The organism is Bradyrhizobium barranii subsp. barranii (genome assembly GCF_017565645.3).
Taxonomy (GTDB): domain Bacteria; phylum Pseudomonadota; class Alphaproteobacteria; order Rhizobiales; family Xanthobacteraceae; genus Bradyrhizobium; species Bradyrhizobium barranii.
Window position 1 is genome coordinate 7,988,566 of the sequence record NZ_CP086136.1, and the last position, 13,659, is coordinate 8,002,224.

The following is a 13,659-nucleotide window of genomic DNA, read 5'->3' on the forward strand; positions in this document are numbered from 1 at the left end:
GGCAAAGGACATCTGACCGGTCAAGTCAAGCGACCGCGCGCATAGCAGGAAAGACACATGCCGGAGACCGCCGCTGCCGAGCCGTTCCGCTCGTCGATCATGCAGATCGAGCCGCAATGGATCGACTATAACGGCCATCTCAACATGGCCTATTACAACGTGATGTTCGACCGCGCGATCGACCAGATGTGGTTACAGCTCGGGATCGGGCCGGGCTACATGAAGGAGCGAGGCGGCTCGACCTTCACCGCCGAATGCCATGTGCGGTATCTGCGCGAAATCCACCTCGGCGATCCCGTGCAGGTGTCGGTCTGGCTGCTCGAAGCCGACGACAAGCGGCTGCATACGTTCCAGGAGTTGCGGCACGCGACCGAAGGCTGGCTGTCGGCGACCTCCGAAAACATGTCGCTCCACATCGACATGGGCTCGCGAAAGGTGGCGGCCTTTCCGCCCGATATCCGGCAGCGCATTGCAGCCGTCGTGGGCGCCCACGGCGCCGTGCCGCGGCCCGAGGGCATCGGCCGAAACGTGGCGATGCCCTCGAAGCGGTAGTGCATGATCCGGAAAAGTGTGAAGCGGTTTTCCGGTAAGATCATGCGCCAATCAGACCGCGCTATATCCTGTTGCGGCCTCGGGCAAGGCCCACCACGGCCGAGACCAGGAACAGCACGACCGCGATGAAGAAGATGATCTTGGCGATCTCGATCGAGGCGCCGGCGATGCCGCCGAAGCCCAGGATGCCGGCGATCAGTGCGATAACCAGAAACGTCACAACCCAGCCTAGCATGGTCAAATCCTCGTCTTGATGTCTGTCTGCGTCGGCGCGGCTGGCCGCGCCACCTGTCCAGACAATCTCGACGCGGGAACGATGGTTCCGGCCCACGCAAGCTGGAAATTCGCCCTCGCGGAGGGAACAAATCGGCCCGCCGCGCACGTGGAAAACCTTGCCCCGACGCCCCATATAGGCAGCAATCCCTGTTAAGAAGGCTCCCTTCCACCACCCCGCGGTGCCATCGTGGGGCCAATGATTCGCATGACCGAGCCGAGCAAAATCACCAGCGTACCCGACCACCAGCCCGCAGCCGGCGGCATCGCCGCGCGTGCGCGCGCCTCCGTGGGCCCGAAATATCTGTCCGGGCTCAATCCCGAGCAGCGCGACGCCGTGGAGACGCTGGACGGCCCGGTTCTGGTGCTGGCCGGCGCCGGCACCGGCAAGACGCGCGTGCTGACCACGCGCATCGCCCACATCCTCAGCCAGGGCCGCGCCCGCCCCGCCGAGATCCTGTCGGTGACCTTCACCAACAAGGCCGCGCGCGAGATGAAGCACCGGCTCGGCCAGATGCTCGGCCACGCGGTCGAAGGCATGCCGTGGCTCGGCACCTTCCACTCCATCGGCGGCCGCATCCTGCGCACCCATGCCGAGCTGGCGCAGCTCAAGTCGAACTTCACCGTGCTCGACACCGATGACCAGGTGCGGCTGCTCAAGCAACTGCTGCAGGCCGACAATATCGACGACAAGCGCTGGCCGGCACGCATGTTGGCCGGCCTGATCGACGGCTGGAAGAACCGCGGCCTGACCCCGTCGCAGGTGCCGTCAGGCGAAGCCGCCGTGTTCGCCAACGGCAAGGGCGGCAAGCTCTATGCGAGCTACCAGGAGCGGCTGAAGATCTTGAACGCCGCCGATTTCGGCGATCTGCTGCTGGAGGACATCCGGATCTTCCGCGAGCATCCGGACATCCTGCGGCAGTACCAGCAGCGCTTCAAGTTCATCCTGGTCGACGAATATCAGGACACCAACGTCGCGCAATATCTGTGGCTGCGGCTGCTGTCGCAGGCGCCGGCGTCTCCCTCCTTCACCTCTCCCCGCGTGCGGGGAGAGGTCGCATCGCAAAGCGATGCGGGTGAGGGGGACTCTCCGCAGACTGAACTCGTGGAGACAGCCCCTCACCCCGACGCTCTCAGCGCGAGCGAAGCTCGTCGCGACCCCGCAAGCGGGGCGAGGGAGCAGACGCCCCACGTCAAAAACATGTGCTGCGTCGGCGACGACGACCAGTCGATCTATGGCTGGCGCGGCGCCGAGGTCGACAACATCCTGCGCTTCGACCACGATTTCCCCGGCGCCAAGGTCATTCGCCTCGAGCGCAATTACCGCTCGACCGGCCACATCCTCGCCGCCGCCTCGCACCTGATCGCACACAACGAAGGCCGGCTCGGCAAGACGCTGCGCACCGAGGACCATGACGGCGAGAAGGTCACGGTGACGGGCTCGTGGGATTCGGAAGAGGAAGCCCGCGGCATCGGCGAGGAGATCGAACAGATCCAGCGCCAGGGCGACAAGCTCAACGAGATCGCGATCCTGGTGCGCGCCTCCTACCAGATGCGCGAATTCGAAGACCGTTTCGTCACGCTCGGCCTGCCCTACCGCGTGATCGGCGGCCCGCGCTTCTACGAGCGCGCCGAAATCCGCGACGCGCTGGCTTATCTGCGCGTCATCAACTCGCCCGCCGACGATCTCGCCTTCGAGCGCATCGTCAACGTGCCCAAGCGCGGCCTCGGCGACGCCACCGTGCAGATGCTCCACGACCACGCCCGCAAGCGCCGCATCCCGCTGTTCGAGGCGGCGCGCGCGGTGGTCGAGACCGACGAGCTGAAGCCGAAGGCGCGCGGAAGCTTGCGCGACGTCGTCGCCCAGTTCGACCGCTGGCGCGCCCAGCGCGAGGTCACCGCGCACACCGATCTCGCCCAGATCGTGCTCGACGAGAGCGGCTATACCGAGATGTGGCAGAAGGACCGCTCGGCGGACGCCGCGGGCCGGCTGGAAAACCTGAAAGAACTGGTGCGCTCGATGGAGGAGTTCGAGAACCTGCAAGGGTTCCTCGAGCACATCTCGCTGGTGATGGATCGCGACAACGGCGCCGAGGAAGATGCGGTGTCGCTGATGACGCTGCATTCGGCCAAGGGTCTCGAATTCGACAACGTGTTCCTGCCCGGCTGGGAGGAAGGCCTGTTCCCGAGCCAGCGCACGCTGGACGAACAGGGCCGTGCCGGCCTCGAGGAAGAGCGCCGGCTCGGCCATGTCGGCCTGACCCGCGCGAGGCGCCGCGCAAAGATCTATTTTGCGACCAACCGCCGGATCCATGGCACCTGGTCGACCACGATCCCGTCGCGCTTCCTCGACGAATTGCCGTCCGCCAATGTCGAGATCACGGAATCCAAGGGCGGCTCGGCCTGGGGCGGCACCGGCGGCTACGGCGCCTCGCGTTTCGACGACATGGAGGCGTTCGGTTCCACCTATTCGACCCCGGGCTGGCAGCGCGCCCAGGCCAACCGGAACCGGGGCGGTGGACGCAGTGGCGGCGGCCAAGGCGGCTTCGAGGAACAAGCCTCGTCGTTCTCCTCCTCATCCGGCCCGGATTTCGGCAGCTTCTCCTCACGCCGCCGCGGGCCGATGACGATCGAGGGCGAGCTGGTCGCCAAATCCACCGGCACCACCTCGGAATTTTCCCTCTCCGACCGCGTCTTCCACCAGAAATTCGGCTACGGCCGCGTCACCAAGATCGACGGCAACAAGCTCACCATCGCCTTCGACAAGGCCGGCGAGAAGAAGGTCGTGGACAGTTTTGTGCAGCGGGCGTGACGCCTGATATGCCTCAGTACGTCGCCATCATCGAGGACGCCGACCCGGACGACGCCGTCAGCTTGTGGTTTCCGGACTTGCCGGGCTGCATTTCCGGCGGCGACGACGTCGACGAGGCCCTGGAGGGTGCGCCCGAGGCGCTCGCATTTTATGCGCAGGAGCTGAGCGCGGACGGCCGCCAGCTTCCCCCGCCGCGGACGTTGGACGAGCTCAAGGCCGACCCTGCTGTGGCCGACGACCTCAGGAAACACACGGTCGCCCTGATCGAATGGCCGCCCCTCCCTGAGGCCGAGTGAGGACTGTTCGCCGCACTGGCCGGACGTTCGACAGTTCTCGCCCGAACGCCCCTTGACCACCGCGAACTTCCCCGTATCAGATGCGCCCATGGTCCGGGGCTCCATCACACTGATCTTGCTGGCATTGGGGATGCCGCCGCTAGCGGCGGCGGAGACCATGAGCTTTGGCGATTCGATCGGGCTCCTGGCCAAGAGCTGCGGCGCGGAAATCGTCGCCAATTGCCGCGGCGTCAACCCGGACTCGACCCGGCTGAAAGAGTGCCTGTCCCGCAACCGCGACGTGCTCTCCCAGCAATGCCAGAGCGACTATCTCGGCGCCTTCGATGCCATCCAGAAGCGCGTCGCCGCGCGCGTCACGGTGGCGAACGCCTGCCAGCGCGAGATCGTCAAGGTCTGCGGCGGCTCGACCAAGGAGACCAGCAAGTCGATCCCCTGCCTGGTCTCGACGCCCAAGGGCATCAGCAACAACTGCCTGAAGGCCGTCGACGACGCGGGGTATCGGTGATGCGCGCGAACGGAATCGCCATCACGCTGGTCGTGGTCTTGGCCCTGCTCGCGGGCGCAGCAAGCGCGCAGACGGCGGCGCCGACCCGTGACGACATTGTCGGCAAGCTGAACCATTTCGAACAGGCCGCCGAGGTCGACCTTCCCGCGCTGAAGCAGCAGGTGATGGAGCGCGCCAAGGCCAGGATCAAGAACGATCCGGGTCCGGTGAACCGGCCGCTGATCGCGCCTGACCTCGCCAACCTGCCCGCCTTCAACGCGCAGATCCAGTTCGACGCCGACACGCCGATCATCCAGCCGGCGTCCTATCAGACCGTCGGCCGCATCGCGGACGCGCTGGTTAACTCCTCGCTGCTGCCGTACACGTTCCTGATCGTCGGCCATGTCGAATCCAATGCGAAGACGCGCGAGGCCAATGCGATCCTGAGCCAGCGACGCGCCGATGCGATCCGTGACGTCCTGGTGAACACCTTCAAGATCTCGACCAAGCGGCTGCATCCGATCGGCCTCGGCGAGGAGCAGTTTCTCGACCGGGCCAAGCCGACCTCGGCCGTCAACGGCCAGTTGCAAATCCTGACCTATGCCAAGGTGCCGGAGGAGGCGCCTGCGCATCCGGCTGCGGCGCCCGGGCCTGCGGCGAAAAAGCCCGCCAAGAAGCGCTGAGCAAGATCGCTTCCCCTGACGGAACTCTTTGAAGTTCCAACCGTTTTGCGGCCTGTCGAAAGCGCAACAGCCATGCTTTGCGCGACACGCGATCCGGTTTGTGCACTGCCCTATCAGGTGCTATAGCCTGTTCTCGCCCTTCCCCGCCCCCATGCTGCACGAGACCGAGATGGCTGGTTATTTTCAACGCCAACTGGCCGATTACGTCGAATATCATCGCGATCCCTGGAACTGCGCGATGCACGTGGTCGGAATCCTCCTGCTCTTCACCGGCGCCGTGCTGCCACTCACTCTCGTGCGTTTTCCCATCTTCGGGATCGAGGTGAGCCTGGCCGTGGTTGCGGCCCTGCCGGTGCTGGTTTACTGGCTGATGCTGGACGCCGGGATTGGGCTCGGCATCCTCGCCGCGATGATCGTGCTGCTTTCGGTCGCAACCGCAATCGGCAATCAGGCCTCGATCGTCATGATGTGGTCGATTTTTGCGCTGCTGATCGGATTTGGCGTCGCAGCGCAGATCGTGGGCCACAGGGTTTTCGAGGAACGGCAGCCGTCGATGGTCGACCACCCCGCGCATTTCCTGCTTGGACCGATGTTTGTCATGGCGAAATTATTCATTGCACTGGGCTTCCGTCGCGACCTTGCCGCGATTCTGGCGCCTGTTCCGACCAATTCCCTTTCAACCCGATAGCTCTAGAAGCGAAACAGCAAACCTTCTGCATGGCTCTCGTACTGGTTACCGGTGGCAGCGGCTTCATCGGACATCATCTTGTAGAAGCGCTCCGCGCCCGTGGGCAGCGGGTACGCGTTCTCGATGTCCGTGCGCCGGCCGCGGCGAACGCGGACGTTGAACACGTCCACGGCTCGGTGCTGGACGGTACCGCGGTCGAGGCCGCGATCGCCGGTGTCGATCAGGTCTATCACCTCGCCGGCCTGCCCGGCATGTGGGTCGCCAACAAGCAGGACTTCCACGACGTCAATTGCCGCGGCACCGAAATCGTGCTTGCCGCGGCGATGAAGCGCGGCGTGTCGCGCTTCCTGCACTGCTCGACGGAATCGATCCTGTTCCCCTATTCCGACCTCAACGGCGTTGCCGCCGAAGAGGCGCTGCAGCCGGCCGATGCGATGCCCGGCGCCTATACGCGGTCGAAGTCGCTCGCAGAGCACCACGCCGCGAAGGCGGCGGCCGCAGGGTTTCCGCTCGTGATCGGCACGCCGACGATGCCGATCGGCGCCGCCGACCACAACCTGACGCCGCCGACCGCGATGCTGTGGTACTTCCTCCAGAAGAAGGTGCAGCCGCATCTCAACTTCCTGGTCAATCTCGTCGATGTTCGCGACGTCGCGATGGGCCTCGTGCTGACCATGGAGCGCGGCCGCATCGGCCAGCGCTACATCCTTGGCGGCGACTGCGTTCCGCTCGGCAACATCCTGCGGATGATGTCGGCGATGAGCGGCCGCCGGCAGTTCCCTGTCGTCGTGCCCGGCAAGATCGCCGAGCTCTCCGCGATCATGCTCGAACATATCTCCGATCGCATCACGCGCCGGCCGCCCAACGGCACCGCCGAGGGCGTACGCATCGCGCTTGCCGCGAGCGACCTCTCGATCGGCAAGGCGCGCACCGAGCTCGGCTACGCGCCGCGCCCGATCGAACCGGTCTTGCGCGAAACCATCATCCATCTGCTCGCCCGCAACGGCCAGCGGCCCTCCGGCGCCATCGAGCATCACGCGCTGTCCTCGCGCGCGAGCTAAGGCCTCCGCCCAAACGCAAAGAACCTTCATGTCCTTCGATTTCAGCAAGCTTCTCTCCGTGGCCTGGGGTGGCTGGACCACGACCTGGCCGACCGAACTCCTGGCCTTGATCTGGCTCGCCTTTCTCGCCAGCTGGGTCGGCGCCTCGTTCTGGCAGGGCCGCACCCAGAAGCAGGTCATGACGCTGGAGTCGCAGCGCTATCGCCTGCCGATCCTGGTCGGCGGAATCCTGTACACGCCGTGGGTTGCACAGGTCCTGGGCTGGAAGCCGCTCTGGGTGCTCGGCAACACCGGCATCTACATCGCCGCGGTCCTCTCGGCCGCCGGCATCGCCTTCGCCTGGTGGGGCCGGCTGCATCTCGGAAAATTCTGGTCCAACACCATCACCCACAAGGAAGACCACCGCGTTATCGACACTGGCCCCTACGGCATCGTGCGTCACCCGATCTACACGGGACTGATTGCAGGCATGCTCGTCACCGGCATCGCGATCGGCCTCGTAACGACGATCCTCGGCGCCATCCTGATCTCGCTCGGCATGTGGCAGAAGGGCCGGATGGAAGAGGTGTTCCTGTCGAAGGAGCTCGGCGAAGACGCCTACGGCGCCTATTGCCGCCGCGTGCCGATGATCATTCCGTTCCTGTCGCCGCGGTGAAGCGTCCTGAAGGCGCGGTCGCTGCGTTCCGCTTTCTCTGCACGACGTTACTGCTAGTGTCGGACTTGCGCTCGATCCAAGCTTTACCATCAGTCGCTTGCTTGTCAGCCAAGCAAGGGACGATACGAAATATCTCGCAGGACGAGAGCGGGTCTGCGAGGGCATGCGCCTAGCCCTAGCCGGGGTGCCAGAGGAGTGATGTCCGTAAACTGACAACGCTACGGAGAAGCCTATTATGCAGTTGTCAAAGGTCGCCGCGTTGGCGCTCATCGCTAGCTGTCCAAGCCTACTGTCTGTATCTCGGGCGGCGGCCGTTTCTGAATGCTCAATCTCAGGCACACTAGCGGATTGGGGCGAGAACTCGACGGCCGACATTGACCTCACGTCCGGAGGAAATTGCCAATTTCCAATCAAGATACGCGGCACGGTGAGTGGCTCGGACATCTCTCAAAAGCCGTCACACGGCAAGCTGAAAAGGCTCAACCTGTCTACGTTCGAATACAAGGCGAAGGCCAAATATAAGGGTAGCGATACCTTTGCCATCAAAGCGACGGGTCAGGGACCGACAGCTTCTGGCACGTCGGTAATCACTGTGCACGCGACGATCAAATAGCGTTCCTCGCTCGATTGCATGGTGAACGCGGAAGCAACAGCCGCCCGGTGTCTCGCGCCAATGGCACCACAATGAAAAGGGACCATCGGAGTAACCGATGGTCCCAAAAGCCTCAAAGGCTCTTCGCTGGCAAAGGCCTTGCCGTGTCTTGCCAAGTTGGGCTGCGAGCAGACTTGGCGGGCTGCTTGCAGGGTTGATGCTCGCTCTACGCTGGCCTTCTGGACCCTGGCCTCCTTGACGCTGGCCTTATGGACGCTGGTCCCGTCGGACACTGGTTGCCATGGGCTCTGGTCACGTCGGCGCTCGTCGCTCTCGGCGCTGGATGGTGCGAGAAACCGGCTCGATCAACCAATGCCAATTGAACTGCCGACCCGACGAATAGTCTAGGTGTTGTTGTCGGTTCCTCTCGAAGAAATTTGGGTTAGCGAGGCTGCCAATTCCCGCATCGTTGGATGTCATTTCTAACGACAACCGGCAGCCCGCCGACCGAATTGCGAATGGCGCACGTCCTCGCGCTGGACCCGTCAGCGCGAGTTTTGCTTTTTCGGGGATCGCACCCTTCTGGCGGGTTTTGTCACTGCGATGTCAGCCACAGCAGGGTTTGCGACTGACGCCTCGAGAATTTCGTATTGAGCATGCATCCAATGGACTTCCGCCTTTCCGTCGGGTTGCCCATCGGCGACCCAGAGGTGGTAGGCGCGCTCGCGAATTGCCTCTTCCAGATTTGGCATGGGATTTTCCTTGCGAATGATCCGCCCGGCCCCAGCCAAAAAACTTGCTCTCGTAGGGTTAATGAAATCTTAACGGGGCAGCGGAAGCCAAGCGTCGCGCGGGTGCCGCTCAAGGGCGGTCGGCGCTCATTGCGAGAGATCTCGGCAGCGCTCGCGGACGCAGGTCGCAACGAACGGTAATCCGCATGCGGCGACCGGCATCAAACTCATGCTTACCGAGGGTCGACGAGGCCGTGCACGGGTCGCCTCTTTGGGGGCTCGTGGCCCGATTGACACCAGCACAGCGAAACTAGTCAGTCGATTGGCGCGAGCCGTTCGTTCCACCGCGCCGCAAGGTTTTTGATCTGCTCGAAATGCAGGATCGCCGGTTCACCCTCGCGGACGATTGTCGTCCGCTTGCGTTCCTTGGGTGGCAACGTCATCGCGCGCGATACTGCCGCGCGCAGTTTCATCGAGCCGTGATCTGTCAGGGTGACGAGTTCTTCCGGGTCAAGGGCCATGGGTCCACGCCTACGCTACCGGCTGGCCCGCAAGCCAGCACACGCGCCCCGAATGCCCAATTCTCCAGATAGCCCAACATGGTTAATAGTTCGTTATCGTTTGGCTCTGTCATTTGGATTGGCGCGCGGGTCACGCGGCGTCTTGTCCCGCAAGTAAAATGAGCCTCTCAGGCTGCACCAGCCCCTATTTGGATCGAACCCAATCCCAGCCGATTTCAAATGCTGAAGGCGGTGGCTACCGCCAGGCTTGCAGCAGGGGTAGTTCGCCCGTGCCGCGCCGGTCCGCGCGGTAGCCCCCAGTGAGCCATTGCAGTCGCAATTGATCAGGCTACCGCTGCCAACCTGCCATCGGCATGCGGATTTGCGCAAAGCAGACGCTTGCGAATGGCCTCTTCAACGAGCGCGAGCGCTTCCTTGGCTTGTCGCGCTTCGGCTTCCGCAACTTCGGCGCGAAGCTCTACGGCCGTCAACTTATCCTTCTGAGCTTCAATGCAGCACTGGGCTTGCTCCAGCGCTCGGCAAGCATCTTGCAGCTTACGTTGGGTGGTTACGGTGAGTTCACGCTGTGCCCGCTCGGCGGCCTCCGCTCGCCCTTCGGCCAGCCGCAATCTTTCTATGGCGCTCGCGCAAAGTGATTGGGCACGGGCTTCGGTCTCGCGGGCGTGCTTCTCCATATCGCGGAAGACATCGGCCGCTTGATATACCAGATCGAGAGCTGTTGCTCCCTTGTCTGGTGCCAGCGGTGAGGGAAAGCTCAGGACGCCCTCATCCCCTCCAACTGGAGCTCTGGAACCACGCTGCGCCATGCAGATCAAGCTCGTCGCGAACACACATACACGGGCAGTATCATGAATAGCTATGGTTAACGGATGGTTAAACAGTTGCATGCCTGGAGATGTCGTCACGGCGCGCGGCGGGCAATGGCACCGAAAATCAGTCAGGTCTTTGGGCGTGCCTAGCGTAGCAGCAGAGGCTCGCGCCGGCGGCTGGACCGGCACATCGGCCGCTGACTTTCCTCTCCATGCAAATTTGGTCGGCTGCCATTCCTCGGGAATAGGCGCTGGTCGAGTTCCGTAACGGTTGACCTTTTTGCCGCTACCCAGTTGGATGCGCGCGCAAAAAGGCACGACGACATCCCATCGTGGATCTGGAGAGGTCGACGATAAGGTCTGAGCCCGCGCGGGGCTTTGGGCGATCCGTCGTTGGACTGTGCCGTACGTTCAACAGGGGATTTCCATGACCTTTTCCAGCATCTTCGCGCAGTTCGTCGCGCTGATCGGCGGTGCCGCGCTGCAATGGCGGCGGCTGTCGGGCACCGCGCCCGCGCCGGCCTGGGGCCAGGCGCCGGGCTCGACCATCCGCGCTGGATCGAGGTGCTGCCGAATGGCGACGTGCTGATCGCGGAGGCGACGCAGATTGCGGGCGCGCCGAGGTCGGTGTTTCACTATGCGATGCAGGCGACGATGCGGCGCGCCGCAGCGCTCGGCGTCAGCGCCAATCGCATCACGCTGCTGCGCGACAAAGACGGCGACGGCGTCGCCGAAGTGCGCGGCGCCTTCATGGAGAACCTCAGCCAGCCCTTCGGCATGGCGCTGGTCGGCAACACATTCTATGTCGGCAACACCGACGGCGTGATGGCCTTCCCCTATGTCGCCAATGCCGACCGCATCACCGCGCCGGGCAAGCGGCTCACGACGTTCAAGCCGAGCGGCCACTGGACGCGCAGCCTGCTCGCAAGCCCCGACGGCAAGAAGCTCTATGCCGGTGTCGGCTCGCTCAGCAACATCGCCGAGATGGGCATGGAGGTCGAGGAAGGCCGCGCCGCGGTCTATGAGCTCGATCTCGCCGCCGGCACGCATCGCATTTTTGGTGCGGGACTGCGCAACCCGGTTGGACTCGCGTGGGAGCCCAATACGAACGTGCTCTGGACCGTCGTCAACGAGCGCGACGGGCTCGGCGACGAGACGCCGCCGGACTATCTCACCTCGGTGCGCGACGGCGGCTTCTACGGCTGGCCCTATTGCTACTGGGGCAAGACGGTCGACGATCGCGTGCCGCAGGATCCCGCGATGGTCGCCAAGGCGCTTCAACCGGACTATGCGCTCGGCGGCCACACCGCTTCGCTCGGCCTATGCTGGATGCCCGCCGGCACGCTGCCGGGCTTTCCGGACGGCATGGTGATCGGTCAGCACGGCTCGTGGAATCGCAGCACGCTGTCCGGCTACAAACTGGTGTTCATCCCGTTCGAGAACGGCAAGCCTTCCGGCCCCGGTCGCGACATCCTGTCCGGCTTCCTGTCCCCGGACGAGAAGGAATCCTACGGCCGCCCGGTTGGCGTCGTGATCGGCCCCGACAAGAAGTCGCTGCTGATGGCCGACGACGTCGGCAACGTGATCTGGCGCGTCACGGGCGCGTAGAGGTTACGTCCCGACACAAAGCGTGGCGCGCTGCTTGCGTAGCAGCGCGATCACGGAGAGCGCCGTGATCAGGCCCGTCTTGGGATTCTCCGACGGGATGTTCTCGATCGACATCGAGAAGCGCGCCGAATCCGCTTCGACCTCGATGCGGTGAACGTTGCGCGTCACGGTCGGATCGGCCCAGATCTGCACCGAGGTGCGGTCGGGCCCGACGCCCGCGAGCGACAGCGCGACCGCGACGTTGAGATTGGCCGGAAAGCCCTTTGCGGCCTCGCGCGCGGTGCCCTCGAACAGCTTGAGCGGCTCGCGCAGATTGTCGATATCGATGTTGTTCTCGACGATGAAGGGCGCGCCCTTCAAGCCGTCGATCGGCTTGCGCGTCACCATCTTCACCGAGTTGATGGTGCCGATTGCGGCGGCGTTGACGGCGTCCAGCCCGATCAACGCCCCGGTCGGCACGATGATGCGGCCACCATTGGCGCGGGCGAGATCGACGAGATCGAAATTGTCGAGCAGCCCGCCGACGCTGACGACGACCGCGGCCTTGCCGCGTTTCACCGCGGGTTCGACGATCGCGCGCAACTGGCTGCTCGGCGCGCATTCGACCACGATGTCGGCGACTTCGCCGAGCTGCTCGATCGGCACGATTTGCGGCGGACGGCGCAAACCGCCGATAAAGGCCTGATGCTTTGCGGGATTGCGCACCGCGACGGCCGACAGGGTCAAGCCCTCGATACCCTGATCGAGCGCCGACGCGATCTTGGTGCCGATCGAGCCCAGGCCTGCGATGGCAACCCGCAATTCGTTCGAAGCTTTCTGTCCAGTCATCGCGTCCCACCTTCTCGCCACGCCCATGTCATAGCCGCTCACGCCTCCCGCGCATAGCTGCGCAGGCGCGCCTCCAGCACCGCCAGCATGGCATCGCGGGCCGGGTCGCGCGAACCGCGCAGCCATGCGGCGGCAAGCGGCAGCCGGCCAATGGGGCCGCTCTGCTTCGGCCGCAGCGGCACGAAGCGCACGCCCGTCACCGCCATCCGCGTGGTCCAGCGCGGCACGATCGCAACGCCGAGCTTCGTTGCCACCAGATGGATGATGGTCTGCTTCTCGTCGGCGACCTGCACGATGCGCGGCGTCAGCCCGGCCTGCTCGAACAGCTTGATCGTGAGGTCGTGGCTGTGCGGCCGCGAGCGGCGGTCCGGCACCAGCATCGCCTCGTCGGCGATCTGCGCCAGCGTGATCGACTTGCGCTCGGCCAACGCATGCCGCTGCGGAAACGCCACGATCGCGGTCTCCTGGAGCAGATCTCGGAATTCGAGCCGCTTGTCCGCACTGTCGGGCGGGCGGACGAAGGCGAGATCCAGCGCGCCGGTCAAAATCTTCGGCAGCAGCCGGACGGTCTTGTCCTCGAGCAGCTGCACCGCGATCTCAGGATGCTTGTCGCGGAAATCGCGCAAGAGCGGCGGCAGCAATCCCGCCGCCGCGCTGTCGATGGCGCCGACCCGCAGACGCCGCGCGGCGCCCGCGCGCGAGCGGTTGCGCAGATTATTCTCGACCGCCTCGACCTTGGCGAGGATGGCGCGGGCATCGCGCAGCAGCGTCGTGCCGTCTTCCGTCAGCGACACCGCGCGCGTGGTCCGTGCGAACAGCCGCGTTCCCAGATCTTCTTCCAACAGCCTGATCTGCCGGCCGAGCGCGGAGGGCAGCATCTGGAGCTGCTGCGCCGCATGGCCGAAATGCAGCTGCTCGGCCGCCGCCACGAAGCATCGCAACTGATGCAATTCCATCCAAGGTCCTCTCGTCTCGCCAGGCGAGGATTATATCATTTTTTTGTATAAACCAGCGCCAATTGAGTATGCCTCCTTCCCCGCCTAGGCTCGTTGCCGGCGTGGACCTC

At 64.4% G+C, this 13,659-nt stretch carries 16 protein-coding genes; 10 read left to right on the top strand and 6 right to left on the bottom strand.

The genetic code is table 11. The features are described 5' to 3' along the window. Nucleotides 1–57 precede the first annotated feature (57 nt). On the top strand, nucleotides 58–552 hold the full coding sequence (locus tag J4G43_RS38860; protein WP_028147665.1) for a thioesterase family protein: 495 nt from the start codon (nucleotides 58–60) through the stop codon (nucleotides 550–552). A 61-nt stretch (nucleotides 553–613) separates the two neighbouring features. On the opposite strand, the gene J4G43_RS38865 is transcribed toward J4G43_RS38860, so the two are convergent. Then, a complete protein-coding gene (locus J4G43_RS38865) occupies nucleotides 614–787 on the bottom strand; it encodes a DUF1328 domain-containing protein (protein ID WP_008556598.1) in 174 nt (57 codons plus the stop codon). Nucleotides 788–1,024: 237 nt separating this feature from the next. Between J4G43_RS38865 and J4G43_RS38870 the strand changes: the two genes are divergently transcribed. The 8 genes from J4G43_RS38870 to J4G43_RS38905 all read left to right on the top strand — a co-directional run bounded on the left by J4G43_RS38870 (nucleotide 1,025) and on the right by J4G43_RS38905 (nucleotide 8,117). Continuing rightward, the gene (locus J4G43_RS38870) at nucleotides 1,025–3,637 is read left to right on the top strand and encodes an ATP-dependent helicase (protein WP_208088158.1); all 2,613 of its coding nucleotides are present in this window, start codon (nucleotides 1,025–1,027) and stop codon (nucleotides 3,635–3,637) included. Between the two features lie 8 nt (nucleotides 3,638–3,645). After that, nucleotides 3,646–3,933: a type II toxin-antitoxin system HicB family antitoxin gene (locus J4G43_RS38875; protein WP_208088159.1), complete on the top strand. Its 288-nt coding sequence runs from the start codon at nucleotides 3,646–3,648 to the stop codon at nucleotides 3,931–3,933. Between the two features lie 88 nt (nucleotides 3,934–4,021). Further along, complete coding sequence (locus J4G43_RS38880; protein ID WP_208088160.1) at nucleotides 4,022–4,438, top strand: hypothetical protein; 417 nt, start codon at nucleotides 4,022–4,024, stop codon at nucleotides 4,436–4,438. Next, on the top strand, nucleotides 4,438–5,100 hold the full coding sequence (locus J4G43_RS38885) for an OmpA family protein (RefSeq protein WP_063981574.1): 663 nt from the start codon (nucleotides 4,438–4,440) through the stop codon (nucleotides 5,098–5,100). The genes J4G43_RS38880 and J4G43_RS38885 overlap by 1 nt, the downstream gene beginning before the upstream one ends. A gap of 151 nt (nucleotides 5,101–5,251) precedes the next feature. Then, nucleotides 5,252–5,788, top strand: a complete 537-nt coding sequence (locus J4G43_RS38890) for an Mpo1 family 2-hydroxy fatty acid dioxygenase (protein ID WP_208088161.1) — start codon at nucleotides 5,252–5,254, stop codon at nucleotides 5,786–5,788. 29 nt (nucleotides 5,789–5,817) lie between these two features. After that, nucleotides 5,818–6,849, top strand: coding sequence for an NAD-dependent epimerase/dehydratase family protein (locus J4G43_RS38895; RefSeq protein ID WP_208088162.1), 1,032 nt, complete (start codon nucleotides 5,818–5,820; stop codon nucleotides 6,847–6,849). A 28-nt stretch (nucleotides 6,850–6,877) separates the two neighbouring features. After that, nucleotides 6,878–7,504, top strand: a complete 627-nt coding sequence (locus tag J4G43_RS38900) for a methyltransferase family protein (protein ID WP_063981571.1) — start codon at nucleotides 6,878–6,880, stop codon at nucleotides 7,502–7,504. Nucleotides 7,505–7,739: 235 nt separating this feature from the next. After that, nucleotides 7,740–8,117, top strand: a complete 378-nt coding sequence (locus tag J4G43_RS38905) for a hypothetical protein (protein WP_208088163.1) — start codon at nucleotides 7,740–7,742, stop codon at nucleotides 8,115–8,117. Between the two features lie 524 nt (nucleotides 8,118–8,641). On the opposite strand, the gene J4G43_RS38910 is transcribed toward J4G43_RS38905, so the two are convergent. The 3 genes from J4G43_RS38910 to J4G43_RS38920 form a co-directional block, all read right to left on the bottom strand. Further along, complete coding sequence (locus J4G43_RS38910) at nucleotides 8,642–8,848, bottom strand: DUF2934 domain-containing protein (RefSeq protein ID WP_071910441.1); 207 nt, start codon at nucleotides 8,846–8,848, stop codon at nucleotides 8,642–8,644. A gap of 293 nt (nucleotides 8,849–9,141) precedes the next feature. Further along, a complete protein-coding gene (locus J4G43_RS38915; RefSeq protein WP_028147657.1) occupies nucleotides 9,142–9,348 on the bottom strand; it encodes a hypothetical protein in 207 nt (68 codons plus the stop codon). A 323-nt stretch (nucleotides 9,349–9,671) separates the two neighbouring features. Then, complete coding sequence (locus J4G43_RS38920; RefSeq protein ID WP_225005361.1) at nucleotides 9,672–10,235, bottom strand: hypothetical protein; 564 nt, start codon at nucleotides 10,233–10,235, stop codon at nucleotides 9,672–9,674. Between the two features lie 408 nt (nucleotides 10,236–10,643). Here J4G43_RS38920 and J4G43_RS38925 point away from each other — a divergent pair, with 408 nt between their 5' ends. Then, entirely contained in the window at nucleotides 10,644–11,765 is a 1,122-nt protein-coding gene (locus J4G43_RS38925) for a PQQ-dependent sugar dehydrogenase (protein WP_408581380.1), read from the top strand. 3 nt (nucleotides 11,766–11,768) lie between these two features. On the opposite strand, the gene J4G43_RS38930 is transcribed toward J4G43_RS38925, so the two are convergent. Next, the gene (locus J4G43_RS38930; RefSeq protein ID WP_208088164.1) at nucleotides 11,769–12,593 is read right to left on the bottom strand and encodes an aspartate dehydrogenase; all 825 of its coding nucleotides are present in this window, start codon (nucleotides 12,591–12,593) and stop codon (nucleotides 11,769–11,771) included. Nucleotides 12,594–12,631: 38 nt separating this feature from the next. After that, on the bottom strand, nucleotides 12,632–13,549 hold the full coding sequence (locus J4G43_RS38935) for a LysR family transcriptional regulator (protein WP_208088165.1): 918 nt from the start codon (nucleotides 13,547–13,549) through the stop codon (nucleotides 12,632–12,634). Between the last annotated feature and the right edge of the window lie 110 nt (nucleotides 13,550–13,659).